Origin of the sequence: Algoriphagus sp. (assembly GCF_029254265.1) — a bacterium.
Taxonomy (GTDB): Bacteria; Bacteroidota; Bacteroidia; order Cytophagales; family Cyclobacteriaceae; genus Algoriphagus.
The window spans coordinates 14,583-34,040 of sequence record NZ_JAQWXX010000025.1; the positions used below are offsets into that span (position 1 = coordinate 14,583).

15 protein-coding genes and 1 pseudogene are annotated in these 19,458 nt (G+C 40.9%); 4 read left to right on the plus strand and 12 right to left on the minus strand.

Features of this window, described 5'->3' with window-relative positions; all coding sequences use genetic code 11:
* Positions 1–55: 55 nt before the first annotated feature.
* From P8O16_RS02650 to P8O16_RS02680, 7 genes and pseudogenes are all read right to left on the minus strand, one after another.
* Positions 56–1,699, minus strand: coding sequence for an arylsulfatase (locus tag P8O16_RS02650; protein ID WP_300310580.1), 1,644 nt, complete (start codon positions 1,697–1,699; stop codon positions 56–58).
* Entirely contained in the window at positions 1,692–3,611 is a 1,920-nt protein-coding gene (locus P8O16_RS02655; RefSeq protein ID WP_300310581.1) for an adenylate/guanylate cyclase domain-containing protein, read from the minus strand. The genes P8O16_RS02650 and P8O16_RS02655 overlap by 8 nt, the downstream gene beginning before the upstream one ends.
* Positions 3,612–3,696: 85 nt before the next feature.
* Complete coding sequence (locus tag P8O16_RS02660; protein ID WP_300310583.1) at positions 3,697–4,107, minus strand: cupin domain-containing protein; 411 nt, start codon at positions 4,105–4,107, stop codon at positions 3,697–3,699.
* Positions 4,108–4,112: 5 nt separating this feature from the next.
* Complete coding sequence (locus P8O16_RS02665) at positions 4,113–4,607, minus strand: cupin domain-containing protein (RefSeq protein WP_300310585.1); 495 nt, start codon at positions 4,605–4,607, stop codon at positions 4,113–4,115.
* A gap of 10 nt (positions 4,608–4,617) precedes the next feature.
* Positions 4,618–4,806, minus strand: a pseudogene (locus tag P8O16_RS02670) (DapH/DapD/GlmU-related protein); the annotation flags it as partial.
* Positions 4,807–4,941: 135 nt separating this feature from the next.
* Entirely contained in the window at positions 4,942–6,891 is a 1,950-nt protein-coding gene (locus P8O16_RS02675) for an adenylate/guanylate cyclase domain-containing protein (protein ID WP_300310587.1), read from the minus strand.
* Positions 6,892–7,088: 197 nt separating this feature from the next.
* Positions 7,089–8,159, minus strand: a complete 1,071-nt coding sequence (locus P8O16_RS02680) for a DUF3500 domain-containing protein (RefSeq protein ID WP_300310589.1) — start codon at positions 8,157–8,159, stop codon at positions 7,089–7,091.
* A 175-nt stretch (positions 8,160–8,334) separates the two neighbouring features.
* On the opposite strand from P8O16_RS02680, the gene P8O16_RS02685 reads away from it, so the two are divergent.
* Entirely contained in the window at positions 8,335–9,078 is a 744-nt protein-coding gene (locus P8O16_RS02685; RefSeq protein WP_300310591.1) for an MBL fold metallo-hydrolase, read from the plus strand.
* Between the two features lie 101 nt (positions 9,079–9,179).
* On the opposite strand, the gene P8O16_RS02690 is transcribed toward P8O16_RS02685, so the two are convergent.
* Positions 9,180–10,571 (minus strand): sulfatase, encoded by a 1,392-nt coding sequence (locus P8O16_RS02690; protein WP_300310593.1) that lies wholly within the window; start codon positions 10,569–10,571, stop codon positions 9,180–9,182.
* Between the two features lie 32 nt (positions 10,572–10,603).
* The gene (locus P8O16_RS02695; protein WP_300310595.1) at positions 10,604–11,410 is read right to left on the minus strand and encodes a peptidylprolyl isomerase; all 807 of its coding nucleotides are present in this window, start codon (positions 11,408–11,410) and stop codon (positions 10,604–10,606) included.
* Positions 11,411–11,556: 146 nt separating this feature from the next.
* Here P8O16_RS02695 and P8O16_RS02700 point away from each other — a divergent pair, with 146 nt between their 5' ends.
* Complete coding sequence (locus tag P8O16_RS02700) at positions 11,557–12,225, plus strand: hypothetical protein (protein ID WP_300310597.1); 669 nt, start codon at positions 11,557–11,559, stop codon at positions 12,223–12,225.
* A 34-nt stretch (positions 12,226–12,259) separates the two neighbouring features.
* On the opposite strand, the gene P8O16_RS02705 is transcribed toward P8O16_RS02700, so the two are convergent.
* Entirely contained in the window at positions 12,260–13,726 is a 1,467-nt protein-coding gene (locus P8O16_RS02705; RefSeq protein WP_300310600.1) for a hypothetical protein, read from the minus strand.
* 134 nt (positions 13,727–13,860) lie between these two features.
* On the opposite strand from P8O16_RS02705, the gene P8O16_RS02710 reads away from it, so the two are divergent.
* Positions 13,861–16,749 carry a CHAT domain-containing protein gene (locus P8O16_RS02710; protein WP_300310602.1) on the plus strand — a complete coding sequence of 963 codons (2,889 nt, stop codon included), beginning with the start codon at positions 13,861–13,863 and terminating at the stop codon, positions 16,747–16,749.
* A gap of 6 nt (positions 16,750–16,755) precedes the next feature.
* On the opposite strand, the gene P8O16_RS02715 is transcribed toward P8O16_RS02710, so the two are convergent.
* Positions 16,756–18,288 (minus strand): amidase, encoded by a 1,533-nt coding sequence (locus tag P8O16_RS02715; RefSeq protein WP_300310604.1) that lies wholly within the window; start codon positions 18,286–18,288, stop codon positions 16,756–16,758.
* Between the two features lie 14 nt (positions 18,289–18,302).
* Entirely contained in the window at positions 18,303–18,662 is a 360-nt protein-coding gene (locus tag P8O16_RS02720; RefSeq protein ID WP_300310606.1) for a cupin domain-containing protein, read from the minus strand.
* Between the two features lie 377 nt (positions 18,663–19,039).
* Between P8O16_RS02720 and P8O16_RS02725 the strand changes: the two genes are divergently transcribed.
* The gene (locus tag P8O16_RS02725) at positions 19,040–19,426 is read left to right on the plus strand and encodes a hypothetical protein (RefSeq protein WP_300310608.1); all 387 of its coding nucleotides are present in this window, start codon (positions 19,040–19,042) and stop codon (positions 19,424–19,426) included.
* Positions 19,427–19,458: the final 32 nt, after the last annotated feature.

Sequence of the window (19,458 nt, forward strand, 5' to 3'; positions counted from 1 at the left end):
TCCGAGCGGTGCAAAACGGGAAAAGAGAAATATTCTTAGATTCATAAATTTAGATTTAATCATTTTCTTTTTTGGGAGTGGGAATAACTACTCCAACTTCTTTGGAAAAACTTGCCCACTCAGCCAGCATTTCCTGATATTTTTCTGGATAGGAATCCTTTAAGTCAACTTGCTCCGCGAGATCTGTTTTTAGATTCAACAACTGAAAATTCTCCACTAGAAATGGTCGCTCAATACTCAGAATTTTCCAATCCCCTTTTCGGATCATCGCATAGCCTCGATGCTCCAATCCAAAGACATAAGTAGAATCGTGAATTGAATTTGATTTTCCAGTAAGTAAAGGGATGAGCGAATTGCCTAGCAAAGGTTTTACATCTTTTCCATTCCATTGATTAGGGTATTCGACTCCAGCCAATTCAAAGAAAGTAGGGGCAAGATCTAACAAGGTTAAGAATGAATCATTGATATCTCCTTTATTTTCTACCCCTGGACCAGAGATGATCATTGGTGTGTTGATGCCGCCTTCTGTGGTAAAGCCTTTGTAATATTTGAAAGGTGAGGATCCAGCTTCAGCCCATTGCGGACCATAAGAAATAAATGAATTTACTTTTCCCATTTCAGCATATTCCTCGGAATAATTCGCTTGGATGTAAGGGCCATAAAACTCACTGTAATAAAAATCCTCTGCTGCAGCGCCGTTGTCAGACATAAAAACAATCAAGGTATTCTCGTATTGCCCAGTTTCTTTTAAATAACTGATCAATCTCCCAATGTTGAAATCCAGATTATCGACCATCCCGGCATAGAGTTCCATCTTTCGGGCTTCCTTTTTTTGCTCCTCCGGGGAAAGTGAATCCCAAGGTTTGACACCTGGATGAGAAGGAGGCAAAACCGCATTTTCAGGAATCATTCCAGCCTTTTTCAAACTTTCAAAACGTTTTGCTTTCAAAACCTCATAGCCTTCATCGTAGCGACCTTCGTATTTTTTCCAGTATTTCTCGTCTACCTGCAAAGGCCAATGGGGAGAAGTATAAGCTGCAAAAGTGAAGAATGGCTTCCCATCTTCACGGTGGCTGTATATATAAGAGATCAGTTTGTCAGTATAGAAATCCGTGGAATAGTCTCCTTCCTCCCAAGTCGTTTCTTTTCCATCTTCGGTGTAAGGCGAAGTGGGCATTTCTGACCATATTCCCTTTGAACTATAATGATTTGCACTGCTTTCTATTAATGCAAATGACCGTTCAAATCCTTTTGCCTGAGGACCATCTTCTAGCCTATCACCTAAATGCCATTTACCTGCCATGTAGGTATGATATCCTGCAGAACGAAGTAAATCGGGAAGGGGTATGATTCGATCGGTCAAATGTCCTTCATAACCGGTGACTTTGGTTTGGAGTTGTTGTGAGCCCATGCCTGCGATATGGTTATTATTGCCAGACAAAAGCATCGCACGGGTAACAGCACATACCGGAGCAGTATGAAATCGGCTGAATCGGACCCCTTGTCTAGCCAGTTCGTCTAGGTTTGGCGTGTCTATATCACCACCAAAACTCCCTAGATCCGCATAGCCTAGGTCATCGGCTACGATTAGTAAGATATTGGGTGAAACAGTTTTTTGAGACTCTTCTATTTGTCTCTTTGAACAGCTAGAGATACAAAAAAGAATAAAAATTATTAGCCCAAAATTTTTTCTATTCATCAATTTCCATTTTGTATGAATCTATATACCACATTTTCATTTCTCCTTTTCCTTTTACAGGTAAGATTCCTCTTTCAGTAAAGGTAAAGTCCGGGTCATCTTTTAGTAGCGAATAGGTCTTTTCAGAAATATTGATCTGGTTTAATTCGCAATTTGCCTCCATTCGTTGTGCAGTATTTACCGTATCACCCCAGATATCATATTGAAACTTCTTTATACCTACAATTCCAGCCACAACTGGCCCAGTGTTGATTCCACAGCGCATATCGAATTTTATTTTCCTTGATATATTAGGATCTGAGTTTCGTTTATCTATAAATTTTTTCATCTGAATCGCTGCCAAGGCAACTTCTTTTACTCCAGTTTTGGAGTTAAGTCCTCCTGCAGCCATATAGGCATCCCCGATCGTTTTGATCTTTTCTAAACCCAGATTGCCGATGATCTCATCAAAGGCTTTGAAGCAAGTATTCAATTCTTTGACAAGTTCCTTTGCGCTGAGCTGTTCTGCTTTCTTGGTGAAATCTGCAAAATCTGTAAAAATAACGGTCACCTGATCAAAGTCTCTGGCATCTGAACTTCCTTTTGCTTTGAGCTCTTCTGCAACTTCAGCAGGGAGAATATTCAGCAAGAGTTTGTCTGATCTATCCTTTTCTTTGGATAGGGTCTCTTTTGATTTTTTTATAAACTGATATCGAAGGAAAAGTCCAATAGCTAGTACGAAAAGGAATAAACCAGAAATCATGAAGATGATCTTGCGGCTTCTCTCTACTTCAAGACGTTCGTTGAAAACCAGATCCCGCTCTCTTTTTTCCTGCTCATTTTTGATGCTGTCCAGGATCTGTTTTTTCTCGAATTCATAGTTAAGCATCATTTGGGTGATACTTTTTGTATTCGATTCATTCAAGATACTATCCTTGAGTGAAGTGGCCTTTTTTAAATAAACTAACTCAGCTCGATAATCACCCGTTTTTTCAGCAACCTCCTGAAGTCTTTCATAGGCCATTCGAAGTACTTTTACTTCGCCTGCTTTTTCAGCATTTTCAAGTGATTTCTCTCCATGATATTTTGCTTTGGAAAGCTGATTGTTCTTTTGATAAAGATTGGCAAGTCGGTTGTGCGTATAGGCCAGACCACGAGAATAGCCCAGAGAATCGCGAATTCGAAGGGCTTCAAGTAGGGTTTCTTCGGCGAGTTTCAGGTCACCTTTGTTTGCATAGTTATTACCCAAATTACTTAAAGCTAAACCTACTGAATACGGGTTTTCAGCCCTTTTGGCATAGTCCAGAGAAAATTTATGGTAGTAAATCGCGGAATCAAGTGGGCCTGTATGTTCAAAAATAATGGCTAGATTATTATAGCTACTTTGAATATTATCAGGGATTTCCATAGCGAGATCCATTTCAAGAGCTTTCCTTGAATGATAAAAGGCCTCTTCATAATCGTGCTGATCGTAGTAAAGCAAACTGAGATTCGAATGGGAAGAAGAAACCCCTGTCAAATTACCTAGGGATTCATAAATATCCATGGCGGCTTGATGGTTTTTTACAGCTTTTTCAACATCTCCAAAACGCGCATATGTGCTAGCCAGAAAGTTATTAGCCCTTGCTTGCTCCACTTTTAAACCTAGCTTTTCCATTTGAATAATCATCTTCTCGATCAATTCAGTGTCGGATTGGGTAGGGTCTCGTTCTTGAACACTCAAGGCTTTATAAAACTCTGCTTGGAGTAAAGCAGATTCATCATTGCTTTTGGTTGCTTGTTCGATCGCTTCATCAGCTAATCGAATAGCCTCCTCATAGTTATAATCAGAATAGGCAGAATAGGCATTTGAGATTAAGCTATCCAAATTCTGTCCTTTCAAAGAAAAGGAAACACTAAAAAGTAAAATAAATGCAAGTCGGAATTTTGTCATAGCCAAAAAAAACTCATTCTCAGACTTTAAGATAGGAGTTTACATGCATAAAATACAATAAATTGTATTTACTCATGTTCATTGACTAAGTTGATTTATGCAAAGTGTGATAGACTTCATCAGTTACCTTCTCCATCCAGTCCACCACTTTTCCGTTCAGCTCCTCCTGCGTGGCGATATGAGTCATTGCTAGTGTTGCTGATGCTCCATGCCAATGCTTTTCTCCCGGAGCAAACCAGACAATATCACCTGGTCGGATTTCCTCAATAACACCGCCCTCACGTTGGACTAAGCCAACTCCGGACAATACAATTAAAGTTTGACCAAGAGGATGTGTGTGCCAGGCAGTTCTTGCACCAGGTTCAAATGTTACCTCCGCTGCACCAGCGCGTCGGTTTCCATTTGGTTGATATAAATAGTTGATGCGAACAGGCCCTGTGAACCAATCTTCTGGGCCTTTAACTGATGGTTGAGACCCTAATCTGATAATTTCCATTTCTATTACTTGTTAGATTTATACTGCTCATCCGTCACTGGCTCAAGCCAGGTAACGAATCCATTTTCTGTTTTTGGCAAAATATACATTTGTGTAAGCGTGTTATTTTCAGTTGCGCCATGCCAATGCCTTGTATTTGCAGGAACCTTGATAACTTCACCCTTTTTCATCGTTTGTCTGGGTTGTCCCTCCAGTTGATGATATCCCTCACCATCGAGTACAATTAGAATTTGCCCGCTTGGATGAAAGTGCCAATTGGATCTTGCGCTTTTTTCGAAATAGACATTTCCCACAAGTGTGTTGTAGATAGAATCATTTTCGACTAAGCCAAAATTGTAAGCATTGCCTGTGAAATTTGTAGCAGGCCCCAATTCGCCCATAGGAAAAATTGCTTCTTCAGAAGGAGCCGATTCCATATTTTCTTGTTTTTCAACTTTTGTGTTGCAGGCCTGACCTATCCCTAAAAAGATGGCTACCGCGATTATAGTTCTTATTCTCATTTTATCTAGTTTAAATTTCCTTGATGATTTTTGCCGGGGTACCTCCCACGACTACATTGTCAGGGACATCATTTGAAACAACTGAGCCAGCGGCAACAACCGAGTTTTCGCCAATGGTGACTCCCTGTAAAATGGTGGCATTGGCACCAATCCATACATTCTTTTTAATATGAATAGGTTTTGGAACAAGCGAATGTCTTAATTTTTGAAAAATCAGGTCGCCCCTCCCTACTAGTTATTTTCATGATCTAAGCTATGCTTTTTCAAAATATCTTCACCAAAGTCATTTCTCCCTGAATCGATTGAAAGTCGAAATTTTAACCTCCTCCATCCATCAGGTCAAAACTCTTGTTTTGGTAGTATCTTGAAATTTTTGCAGCTGGTATTTACTCGATTCCACATACCACATATTTAGTAAGCCTTTGCCTTTTACCGGAATAGGACCTCTGGACTCGAATCTAAAATCAGGGTAATTCTTAATCAAATTATAGGTGTTTTCGGAGATGTTGATCTTATTCAGCCCGCAGGAGGCTTCCATTCGTTGGGCAGTATTTACAGTATCGCCCCAAATGTCATATTGGAATTTTTTGGAGCCTACAATTCCAGCCACTAATGGGCCATTATTGATCCCGATTCGCATATCGAATTTGACTTTGGAAGGGATACGTGGATCAAAATTCCGCTTAGTAATGAAATCTTTGATTTTAATGGCAGCAGAGATTACCTCTATGACTCCAGATTCGTTATGAAGACCGCCTGCAGCTAAATAGGCGTCTCCGATCGTTTTGATTTTTTCCAATCTAAACTCGCCAATAATCTGATCAAAAGCTTTGAAGCAGATATTCAGCTCAAAGACCAACTCTGTCGCACTGAGGTGCTGGGCCTTTTTTGTAAAATCCGCAAAATCAGTAAATATGACCGTGACTTCTTCGAAATTTCTAGCCTCGGAGTAACCCTTTTTTTTGAGCTCCTCCGCGACATTTGGAGGAAGAATATTGAGTAATAATTCATCGGATCGCTCCTTTTCCTTTTCAATGATTTGACTCGATTTTTTGATAAATCTTGATCTGTGGTATAGGCCGATCGCTATGATCAGAAAAAATATCCCCGAGATTAAGTACAGCGTTTTCCGGTTTCGCTCGATCCCAAGTAAATCATTGAAGAAAATTTCACGATCATTTTTTTCTTGAAGATTCTTTAAACTATCGATTAGTTTCTTTTTTTTAAACTCATAATTCAATATTTGTTGCGTCAGCTCCCTTGCTTTGGATTCATTTGTGATACTATCCATCAAAAAAGCCCCTTTTTTCATGTAGCCTAGCCCTGCCCGGTAATCGCCCCGAAGCTCTGCTACTTCAGCCAGACGCTCGTAAGCCATTCTCAAGATCTTCACTTCAGCGCTTTTTTCAGCATTCTCCAAAGACTTTTTTGCGTGATAGTTTGCCTTATTCAGCTTATGAGCTTTTTGATAGAGGGTAGATAGGCAATTATGTGTGTATGCCAGTCCAAGCGTATAGCCTAGGGAATCCCGGATGTTCAAAGACTTAATTAATAACTCTTCAGCCAATCCTAAATCCCCTTTATGGGAATGATTATTACCCAGATTATTCAACGAAAGACCTATAGCGTAGGGATTATTTAATTCTACTGCTTTTTCCAAGGCTAAGCTATGGTAATAAATTGCCGAATCGATGGGCCCAGTTTGCTCAAAAATAGTTGCCAAGTTATTGTAGCTAATCTGTATTTGACGGGAGTCTTCGCTGAGCAAATCCATTTCTAAGGATTTTCGCGCATGATAAAATGCATTTGTAAAATCATACTGATCGTAATACAACATGCTCAGATTAGTATGAATCATTGAAATCCCGCCACGATTATTCATGTCTTGAAAAATATCCCTCGCTTTCAAATGGTTTTCGATGGCTTTTTCCACATCTCCAAAGCGACCATACAAGCTGGCTAAAAAATTATAGGCTCGAGCTTCCAATAGATTCAGCTTATTTGATTCCATCTCGGGAATCATACTTTCGATTCGCTTCGGATCAAGGCTACTTGGGTTTAACTGCTGGCTTGAAATTTCACGGTAGAATAACGCTTGAATTTCTCCGATTTTATTACCTGAATTTTTACTTAAAACCAGAGCTTCTTCGGCTAATGAGATACTTTTTTCAAGTTTAAAATTAGAGTACGCTTCGTAGGATGAAGAAAGTAAACTATCCAAATCCTGACACCAACTAAAAAAAGGGTGGAAAATTAGAAAAACAAGCAGCAGTCTAGGTTTCATGATAAAAAAAAAATTCCACTATAAGATAATCAATTATCCTCTGGAAATCATGTTTTTAAGCTGAAAATGAGCCGATTTTTTCCAGATAATTGAAGTGCTTATAACTTATAATTACAGGTTCAAAAACTAGTTACTCAAATTTAGCCGGCAGGTATTTTTTGAATTTTGTCTAATAAATGGAGGTATGTGTACTAATATTAGTTATGCTCATGATCCAATCGATGCTTTTTCAAGATATCGACTCCAAAATCATTGTTCTTTTCTCGCCAGATCGCATGGATGTGATTTCCATTATTCATGAAACCAACATTGTCATACTCGATGATGAAATCTGGAGTATGGATCAAATAGTAATGTGACTTTCTCGGTTCAAGGGCTCCTATCCAGGCAAAATAGATTTGTTCCTTTGGGGTCTCATGTAGCATTGCTAGATAGACATCCGCCTTCTCATGCTCCAAATTACCGATATACTCCTCGATGATATGATGGAGTATTTTTTCTTGACTTTTATCCAATTCAGAGGCCTTGATTCCCCAATATTCAGTCAATCGCTGTTCTGTACCAGGCGCAGTCAAAATATCTCCCGGGACTTTTTGACTGAGAACGGCTTTACTTTTCTGTTCATCCGAAAGTAAATTGACAAGCCAAAATCCATAATCCTCTTCCTTGCTCAATGGTCTGAGTCCAGAATATTGAGTAACCTCCACTTCTGCTGGGTCTGTCCCCATAAATAAGGGTGTCATCGAAAACTCATCTCCAGCTACAGAAAGATTAATCGACAAGTGGTGGCCTTCGAATTTCAAACCCCAAATCGCATCCATGGCAGGATCTCCCCAAACTGCAAAAAAGTAATTGCCATAATCCCAATCCAGTCCTCGGACCATTTTGATTGTATTTTCATTTACCTCGCCTCGTTGAAAACCGATCTCAAAAATTTCATGTAGGATATCGTCGAGCTGCATGATCGCAAAGGTCTTCAGGTATCCCTGAGAGCTAAACATGGTGGTAAGTAATCGGTGAAATTTCAACTTGCTCTCTTCAGAAAAATCTCCAAATCGTGCTCCTGTCCTTGGAGCCAATCCGATCGGTAGATTAGTCCATTTGGTCCGCATGGAATCCTGCATAGAAAGCATTGCTTCCTTCTTAAGGTCTTCATCAAACGTCGCAACAAGTTCCAAGGTGGATTTCTGTAGCTCTTTTACTGACTGCGAGTACCCGTTAGAAACAGACAAAAGCAATAGAACGAAAAGGGTTAATATATTTTTCATATTGAGGTAGTTTTAGGCTAGGCGAAAAGAAATAAGAATTGAATTATTCTTTAGGCTTTTTAAATTACTAAAATAACTCGTGGCTTCTTGAAATAATCTCAATTCTGTTATTAGAAGAATTCAATTCTTCAAACAAGTTTGCCCAATGAAGGTTAGCTAACAAACTATTCTAAAAATGAAAAAACTACTCATACTTCTAATTTTATTGTCCCCGATCGCAACTTTCGGACAAGATTTGATTCCCACATCTTCTGGAGATATCAAAGTAACTCCGATTTTGCACGGAACTGTTGTGCTGGAATATCAGGGTAAAACCATTTATGTCGATCCTTATGGAGGAGCATCAGTTTTTGAAGGCCAAAAGAAACCTGATATGGTATTGATTACAGATATCCATGGGGATCATCATAATCAGGAAACCCTTGATGGATTGGATTTGAGCAATGCGATCATAGTCGCTCCAAAGGCAGTAGCTGAAAAACTACCTGCAGGATCAGGAAAGTCAATTCAAATCATGAATAATGGACAGACAGAATCTATTTCTGGAATTAACATTTCAGCAATTCCGATGTACAATTTACCTGAAACCGATGATAGCAGACATCCAAAAGGAAGAGGAAATGGGTACATCCTTGAGCTTGGGGGAAAGAAAGTTTACCTCTCAGGTGATACTGAAGACATTCCAGAAATGCGTGCATTGAAAGGAATAGATGTGGCTTTTGTTTGTATGAATCTTCCTTACACCATGGATGTGGATCAGGCTGCAGATGCAGTTTCGGAGTTCAAACCTACCATTGTTTATCCTTACCATTTTAGAGGTGGGGATGGTCTTGCTGATGTAGAAAAATTCAAATCAACTGTCAATTCAAATGCCCCGCAAGTAGAAGTTAGACTTAGGAACTGGTATCCTGAGAATTAAGAGGAGGAATTTAAAAAAGGCAGTTAATGATGTGCCCCCAAAAAGTTAGACACTTATTGGGGGCATTTTTATACCTCATTTTGTGGAAAGAAAATTGGAAATTATTTATTTCCCTGTCCTTTATGCTTCTTGTCTAAGTACTCATAATGGCTGTTATCCTGAGCCGTCCCGACTACCTTACTTGGAGGAAGAGGCCCCAGCTGTTTTACTGCCAAATCCATCGCTCGCATCATTTGAGCAAGTTTTTCAGGATTTTCTTTCGCCAGATTAATGGTTTCTCCAGGATCATTTTTAAGGTTAAAAAGTAAGGTGTCATGTGCTTCAACGGCTTTCATTCCTCTACTGCCTGCAAACCCTTTATAGGGGCGTTTGATCTTCCAGTCTCCCTCTCGGTAACCTCGCTGATCAGAGAGCATATAGTAGAGAAAAGTATCTTCTTCCCGATTTCCATTTTCAAAGAGGACTGCGGAAAGGTCTTTTCCATCAATTTCACGATCGGATGGAATTTCTGCCCCAACAAGCTTGCAAAAAGTGGGAAACCAGTCCATTTGAGTAGCCATTTCTTCATAGACTTGACCAGCAGGGATTTTTCCTTTCCACATAGCGACAGTCGGTACACGCACACCACCTTCAAAAGTGAATTGCTTTCCTTCCCGAAGATCACCAGCTGAGCCTCCATGATCTTCCATCACTAACCATGGCCCATTATCAGAAGAAAATACAATGAGGGTATTTTCAAGAATCCCCTTTTCCTCCAATTTTTTTAAGATCTGCCCCACACTCCAATCGATCTCTTGGATCACATCTCCATAGAGCCCCCGATTGGATTTTCCCTGAAAATCAGGCGAAGCGTAGATCGGAACATGTGGTTGATTATGCGCGACATAAAGCAAAAAAGGAGAATCCGATGCTTGATCAATAAATGAGAGCGCCTCCTCGGTGTATTTCTGTGTGGTGTAGGTTTGATCGACTTCAAACTCTTCGACCTTATTATCTCTCATATAGACAACAGATCTCATATCGTTGGAATATGGAATTCCAAAATACTGATCAAAGCCTTGGTTGAGGGGAAGGTATTTTTCCATATGACCGAGATGCCATTTACCAACTGCTGCTGTTTGATAGCCTTTCTCTTTGAGGATTTCCGCAAAAGTGATTTCCTCAGGATCCATTCCTGTTAAACTCTCGGGAAAAAACACTGCATTAATTCCCATCCGCTGAGGCATTCGGCCTGTCAAAAGTCCTGCTCTAGAGGGGCTACAAACAGGCGAGGCGGAAAGAAAAGAAGTGAATTTGATGCCTTCATCAGCGATCCGATCAATATTAGGAGTAGCAATATCAGTAGCTCCGAAACTGCTGATATCTCCATAACCTAAATCGTCTGCAAAGATGAAAACGATATTTGGATAAGCTTCTGGACTGGAATTTGGTGCTTTTTCTTGGCAAGAAAAAACCAACAAAATGAATGCGAAGTAAAAAGGGATTTGTCTCATAGTTAAAGGCAATTCCCAATAATTTAGAAAAATTATCTGGAAACCACTCGCATACTCAAGATCCGAACCTCGGCAATTGGTCGATCCGGGACTTTCGTTTGAACCGAAGCGATAGAATCCACCACAGCCAAGCCCGAGATCACTTCTCCAAAAATGGAATAGTTCTGATCCAAATGGGGTGTGCCTCCAATTTGCTTGTAGACTTCCCTATGAGCCTCAGGGATTTGATAAGTCTCAAACTTATCGTAGGTCTCATAAATCATTTGTAAGCTATCATTCAATACCTTGGTTTGTATGCTGTCCTTCTTAGTTCGCGCACTGGCCAAAGAATCTATCAGCGGCTTCAATTCCGGATCATTCACTGCATAATGTCTTGCAAGCATTTTATTGATTCGGCCCTGATTATGATCCAGCGAACTATCGGTGTGGATGATCCCTTGCACAATATAAAATTGAGTACTGCTCGATGCTCGGGCCGGATTACCGGTTCGGGCGGCGGCTAAAACTCCTTTTTTATGAAAGAGATCGGGATGAAACTCTGCCGGAATTTGATAATTCAAATCTGAACCTCCGAGCTGAACCGTGTCACTTGCATGCTTGCTTTTGGTATCTCCACCTTGAATCATAAATCCTTTGATCACCCGATGAAACAACAGCGAATCATATACACCTTCGTCCACTAATTTGATGAAATTATCACGGTGAAGGGGAGTCTCATCATAAAGTCGAAGCACAATGGTTCCGTAATTAGTAATCATTTCTACTTCAACTGGACTTTTGGAATTGGCTCCAAAAAACAGCAATGTGGCAAGTGAAATTAATGTGCTTAATTTTTTCATTAGGTCAATTTATAAATCTCCTCGAAATCTTCGATCATCTCCATTCAATCATTCTTAGATTAAGTCATCAAATAATAGGTCATTTGACGTATGGGTTAGCTAGGAATAGAATCACTTATTTGGGTTGAATTAATTCTATTTTCATAATGAATTGTCCGATTTGCAAGTCACCCCTTCAAACTGAAAACCTGAACATCGCCACCGATACAGGCCTATGTACCGAATGCAAGAATATTTTCAAAGTATCAGAGCTTCTAAGTCCCGTAGTGGACCCAAAATTTGATATCAATCAAGGTCCAAAAGGCACTTGGCTTAGAGCAGAGATTAATGAGCTGATTGTAGGAGGAAGCACTCGCTCGCTTATGGCCTTTTTTTTGGTGCCGTTTATGATTATTTGGACTTCCTTTAGTGTTGGAGGTACACTTATCGTTGCATTTTCAGAAGAAGAAGTGAATTGGTTTCTTGTTCTTTTTTCTATTCCCTTTTTGGCAGGAGCGGTGCTTTTCTGGAGTATAGCTATGATGTTCATCTGGGGAAAGGTGGAAGTTCGACTCCACAAAACCGGGGGTACTATTTTTACCGGCTTGGGCAACATTGGTAAGCGCAAACACTTCACTTGGCAAGAAGTCGATCGGGTAGGAATTACACCTACCCTCAAAACTTCAAAAGGCTATTCAGGAGGAGGGCTGTATCTTGAGGGCCCAAATCGCAAAATAGATTTTGGTTCTTTTCTCAATGAAGAGAGGAAAGCCTATTTCCAACAAGCATTGACTTTTAGTCTTCAAAAAATCAAAAAAGACAATCGGTTATTCTAAAAAAACAGAAGCGAGAAATCGCTCCTGTCTGAGATTAGAATCCACAGTAATGTGAAAAGGTCTCTTTGTATTCCCCATCCTGAGTACGTTGGATTGTCTCCACAGTGGCATTACCAAAACCCGAGTCTGTGATAGTAAACACATCCATTTGGGTAAATCCAGAACCGTTATTTTCAGATTTTCCTATTTCTCGATAACCCATCCGATTACCATATTTATCAAGTTTTAGGATCCCGTATGTAGAGTAGCTTATTCCTCCACTTGATGCTCGCTTCATGATCAGGTAGCTCTTCGCTTTATCACATTCTCCTACTAATCCCAAAGCATAAACATTTGCCCCTCGGCCTAGAATTAATCGATTGGTCAGGGCAAGATTGGTCACCTCATTCCCTTTGATTGAGTTGTAATCCAGTTTATAGACTTTGGGAAGTGGAGTAAAATTCACATCCCATTCCTGCTGTTCTTTGATCTGAGAAGCAAAGCGTTCCTGAAGCTGCGACTCATTTGCATATTGTCGTTTTTCTCTGATTTCCTTCTGCATCGCTATTAAATCCAGATTCTCATTCTTTGTGGCTGGACTTATTCTAGTCGCTGTTTGTAGGTTGGTTTTCTTATCTAAAACAATCAAATCAATGTCGTATAAATCTTCTGCCACGTTATTTCTGGAGTCCAATCGCACCATATAATTCCACATGGGCGTCCATTCATACCTCACATTTGCATCTACCGAGGTAAAATTTCCCACTGCTAAGGTTTCTGAATTGATCTCGGCTATTTTGTCCAGACTCCCACTTTTTGTTCGCGTGGCTGCATAAACTTTTCCATCCGAAAGCGAAGTGACTAGGGTATACAAGTCTTCCTTGACTGTTTGAACAGGCTTGAGCGACATCAGATCCACTATATTTCCTTCCTTTCCACCCTTTAGAGCAATTACATTTTTGGCGGAAATCACGCTAGTCATTCCTTGGTCAAATTTATGCGAGCGCCATTCACGGGTCATCCAATTGTAATACTGAACCACGGAGCCGGTTATTTTATCGAAATTATATTCACCCTTCTTATTTTTGGCGAATTGGTTGAAAGAAAAAATCACCCAATCTCCGATCACATCTCGAACAGGACCATGATCTTGAGCTAAAAATTGGTCATGAAGCCTGAAAATATCCCTAGCCTCATCTAGAATAAAATAGTGTCCGGGGTAAATTCCTCCCTCAAGGCCCACCAGAATCACTTTTCCATTTTTAAAATCAAATTGGTCTGGTGTCAATTTGAAAACATCTTTTGGAACCAACCCGTCTAGATTCACCGTGTGTACAAGTTGCTGGGTGGCTAAGTCATATACTAAACCCAGCTTTTTATACCTATCGAAAACAATGCAGTGGGTCTCATTTTGATCCAATAGAACACTAACATCATCTAAGGAGACTTTACCAAATAATTTATCGATCTGGGCATGTGCAAAGAAGGGCAGCAGCAGAAATAGTAGTATTAATTTTTTCATCAGAGGCTTTTTTACAAACCTAGAAAAGCGCTCATTTCATTCATATAGGTCATTTGTCGTATTTCTATTCCCCTTATTAGAAACGACTTTCGCATCAACTCATCCTGTATTCCTTAGATTTTGATTGATCGCTTATGAATTCTTTTTTTTCCAAAACTTCCTCATTTTCAAATTCCCTCAGCATAGCAATACTGACTTTTTTCATTTCATTTTCCGCTTTTGCACAGGTGGACTATGCCGCATTGTACCAAAAAGATATGGATGCAAGTGTGGCAGCACTCACGGCGAAGGATATGCCGGCCTTAGCAAAAGCTGCGGCTGATTTTAAGAGGGATTTTCCCCAAGAATATGAAGGCTATGCCTTTATGACTTTTTATCATTTAAGTCAAAATGAGCTCGATAAAGCAGAGGCAGAATCCAGATTAATGCAAGTCATGCGCCCGGTGGATCAGGCGACTTACTCCATTTTGGCAATGCTTCGATACATGCAGGGCAACTCTGCCGAGGCAGAAAAACTACTTTACTATTATTACCAGACTATTTATGAAGCAAATATTTCTGCGACTCTTGAAGATATAGCGATTGTCGAGCAAAACTCAGGACGGGATCTAAGTGGCTTTGCAGACTTGATTAAAAAGACCTTTGATCCGGCGGCCTATGATTATACGCTTGCAAATAACTACTTCGGCTGCAAGTATGCCATGCTTGGCGGTGATGACTGTCCCGATTTCAAAAAATACGTGGCACAATACAACCAATACCGCCCATTCAATCCTGACATTAGCCTCGATGCGGCTTATGCAGAGGGTTCGCTCGCTTACGCAAGAGGGGACTTGGAAGGTTCTCGGAAAATCTTTCGTGAATTTATAAAAGATGCTGAATCCCAAAACCTCATGCCTTTTCGCCAAGGCACAGCACTCTACTACCTCAGTGATATCGACCAGCGAAACTTGGACCAGGAATCCGCTTGGCTCAATTCAAAATTAGCACTGCAAAAACTTCGCCCGCTGAATATCCCTTTGGAAACCGAGGCTCGAATACTTGAGTCAAAAGTCATCTTGGAAGGGAAATTAGAAAAGCAGTTGGATCAAAGACAAACTGCTAATGAATTGCTGCTAGTGGGCAAAAAACTTAATAATTTCTACTATCAAGCTGTAGCACTCAATAGTCTTGGGACTTCCTACTTTGGGCAAGACCTGACAGCAGATCGAGCTAAAATGGCAAATTACTTTACCGAGGCATTGGCGGCTGCTAAGGCTAGTGGAAACAAGGATATGGAAATGACCATCCGGACAAATAATCAGGTGGTTTTATTCCAACAGGGAAAACGGAGTGAAGCGATTGCCTCCGGAGAGGAAATCTATCGCTACGAACTAAGTAGAAACAACATCGCCCAAGCAGCAAATGTGATTAACAATACGGGCTTTATGCAGTATTATGCGAAAGACTACGCTGGCGCAAATGCATCGTTTAAGAAATCCATTGACCTGGTAGAACAACGAAAAGCCGGACTAAAACCAGAACAGCAGTTATTGCTGATGAATCAAGCAAGCTCTGCTTACAGTGGTCTTATCATGTCATTAAGTTATCAGAATAACTCAACTGAACTCTTCGAAATCCAAGAGCGAAATCGAAGCGGCTACCTACGGGAGCAATTGAATTCAGGTGCCAAAATCCCTAACTTGGAAGAAACCAAAGCTTTGATCAAGTCGGATGAGGTATTGGTGATGTATTCGTTGGCATCTCCCGGGGAGGTCATCATCAATGTGATCACAAACAATCAGGCAACGGTGAGGAGAAACTATCCCATCGATGCTTTTATCACGATGAAAAAAACATTCACGGACCGGGCAAAACAAATTCCGGCAAATCTGATCCCTTCACTCAAAAATGCCAATATCGATTACCTAGATGGAAACCTCGTTACCTATCAATCCAAGGAGCAATCCTATAAATCGGAAGATTTTTCTCAATTGGTCCAATGGACCAGAGAGTTACTTGAAAGCATGGACCCAGAGTTGGCTGACATGCGAACGACTTTTCTTAAGCATTGGTACAATTTCACATTGGCTCCAATTTCGGACTTATTGAATGGTAAAAAGACAGTGCTGATCAGCGCTTCCAATGAACTCCATTTTCTCCCATTTGAAACTTTTCTAGATCAAAACGGGAGGTATTTTATCGAAAAATTCGATGTTCGATACATTCCCTCTGTCAGTGTTTGGCGCGAAGTATCTCAGCGAAATTATGATGCTAGCAGAAAACCTATCATTGCTTTTGGAGGAGCAACTTATCAACCTTCCCCTGATCCCAATTCTCCAAGGAGGCAAATGAGTACAGAAGATGTATTGATGGTAGGTCAAGAAATTCGTGAAAAAATCAAAGCAGGAAACTATTTCCTAAAGCCTGAACTGGATCAAATGGGATTCGGCGGAGCAAACTATCTGGAAGGTACATTGCGAGAGGTGAATTATTTTGCCGGCCTAAGTCCCGAAAATAAAATCTACACAGGAGATGGTATGAAGGAAAGTAATATCAAAGCGCTTAATGCTTCGGGAGAGCTTGCAAATTATCGATTTGTACATATCGCTACGCATGGTTTCACCACGGAGGTGATTCCCGAACTCAGTGGAATCATGTGCACCCAACCCAATAATGGAGATGGCAAAGAAGACATGTTTTTGCTCGCTCCGGAGATCGCCAAACTCAAGTTGAAATCAGACATGGCTATCCTCAGTGCATGCAGCACAGGAATTGGAAAACTCTACAAAGGAGAAGGATTCAGCGGCTTGAATACTGCATTTATGCTTACCGGAGCGAATAGTACGCTACTTTCCCTATGGCCGGTGAATGATTTTGGTACCATGCTGCTCATGCAGGAAATGTACAAAGACATCCTGTTGGAGGACAGCAATACGACTGCGGCGCTAAATCAAATCAAACGAGATATGGCAACTGGAAAATATGGCCCCGATGCGCAAATTCCTTCGATTTGGGCTCCTTTTGTGCTAAATGGCAACTAATTCAGCTCAAAGCTTCGGAGCGACTCTATGCTTAGTCCCCTGCTCGTAGCTATAAGTGAGCTTAATCAAAGTGGGCTCAGTATACATTCTTCCCAGAAACTGTAAGCCTGCTGGTAGATTTCCAGAGCTGAAACCCATAGGAACAGTAAAGGCAGGCTGACCGGTAGCTGGTGCGATGATCTGCGAATTATCTCCTCGATATTCCTCTTCAAATCGCTCAATCAGCGCTGGTCGATTATTCCAAGATGGATAAACCAAAACATCCACCTGAAGTGAATCCATGGTTTTCTCGATGGCTTCGCGAAAAGCTACTCTGCGTTCATCCTCGTAAGCATTCCCACAGGGGATTTCAGGATTACCCCTTCTTTGGGTATTTCCGCCTAAGGAGGCTATACGATTGCGCGTATATTCTGACTTGGTACCAACTCGAAGTACATCTTCAAATGTGCTCATCGTATCGCGTTTCACATAGGTTTGAAGGAAGTCTTCTAAATCAGTGCGGAAAGTAGGACACCATTGATCTTGTCTCAATTCATCAAAATTTGGGACTGAAACCGAATCCACGATTGTGGCACCTAAGCGCTCCATATCTTTCAAGGCTTGATTAAAAAGCGCAGAAATCTCCGGATCGGGATTGTTTTCACTCAAGGTTCGAAATACTCCAATTCGAGCTCCTTTCAGGCCATCTTTATCGAGGTATTGGACATAATTACTTTCTGCTTTTCCTTCTGAATAGGCAGTAAGCAGATCTTTTGGATCGATTCCAGCCATGACTTGCAGGACTCTAGTGGCATCTTCTACAGATTTGACCATTGGTCCAACTACGTCATTTCGAAGGTAAAGCGGTACAATTCCTTCACGACTTACTAAACCCAACGTACTGCGGAAACCCACCAGCGAATTATGCGAAGATGGGCCGCGGATGGAATTTCCCGTATCTGTTCCTAGTCCAATCGTTCCCAGATTTGCTGCGACTGCAGCTCCAGTTCCTCCACTAGAACCTGCAGGAACATAGTCTAAATTATAAGGATTCCGAGTGATGCCTGCAGTAGAACTCTCCGAATGCATGGGTGAAAATGCCCATTCGGCCATATTGGATTTGGCAAGGATGATAGCTCCGGCCTCTTCTAATTTTGTAATGATAAATGCATCCGTCTCTGGATAAAAATCTGCCAAAGCCAGCGATCCAGCGGTGGTCGGCATGCCAATCGTATTGATATTGTCTTTGACGATCATGGGGATTCCATGTAGCGGTCGGAGCACTCCCGTTTTTTGATATTCATCATCCATCGCTTTTGCAATTTCCAGAGCTTTGGGATTGATGATGGTCAATGCGTTGATTTTTGGATTGACCGAATCGATTCGGGCAAGGTAAGCTTCCACTAATTCGACAGCGGTCAATTCGCCAGAAGCATATTTCTCATGAATAGTTGAAATGGAAAGTGACTCCAAATCAAGAATGGTTTCTTTCTTCTCAGGCAAACAGGCTGAAAAAAGTAAAAGAATAAAGAAAATTAAAAGCGGGGTTGACTTTTTCATATCAGTTTGGAAAATTAAATCTTTTCAAATTTTCCTACCGTTCGCTCAGTCATCACATCTCCAGTATGCTTGGTACTTTGTGGTTCGAAAAGCAAAAGCCAAACTTCCTCATCTGCTATCGGGTAATGCTCAACTCCTCTGGGGATGATTAGCATTTCTCCTTCATTCAAGGTTACGCTTCGATCCCGAAACTCAATTCGAAGTGTCCCTTTAAAAATCAGGAACAGCTCATCTTCCCCTTTATGATCATGCCAAACGAATTCCCCCTTGACTTTGGCAAGCTTTACATCCTGACCGTTGAGTTCGCCGATGATCTTTGGGCTCCAGTGCTCCTTGATCAGATCAAATTTTTCGTTGAGGTTGACTTTGTTCATGGGTAGGTTTCAAAATTTAGAATTCAATTTAAAAGGAATATTAGAATAAGGATACTAAACATTCAAAATGCTTAATCTAAAACTTCCAGATTCCAGAGCCAAAGCTTACTACTACCTATTTTACATATCGATTTGAAGTTTCGGGTGTTTGCAGTATTTCAAAATTATCAAAGGCAAATTCGTTAGATATCGCATTGGGCTACTCCAACTTCTAAAAAAAATTCTCGAACTTATAGCAAGTAAGCGATTAGTCGGGGCTAGTCCATTTGCGAATCTGCTTACATATCTCCAGCTGTAGGTGAATCATCAAAAGAACAATTGTACTTAACTCCTATTGAATGGACGTGTGTCGATCCACAAAAACCTTACTTATTCAAATGATGGTGCTATCTGGCTTGTTTAGCGCATGTCGCAGCCCAGAAACTAAAGCCATGGAAGTTCGAGCCAGCGCCTACAATTCTGTGAGGGCGCAAACTGACAAGCATTCAAACATAGCTGCCTGGGGCGACACCTTGAAACCCGATATGAAGGTAATTGCTATTTCCAGAGATTTACTTGACTCGGGGCTCTATTATGGAATGGAAGTGACCATAGATGGCCTAGAGGGAAAGTACATCGTCCTCGATAAAATGCAAGGACGCTGGACTAAAAAAATCGATATCTACATGGGGAAAGATGTGGCCAAAGCCCGAGAATGGGGCAGCCAAAAAGTAACCATTCGATGGACTCCAGTTGATTCGACAAAGATTACTTCCAAGAAATAGTGTCAACTTATAGCACTACAACCAACCCTTCC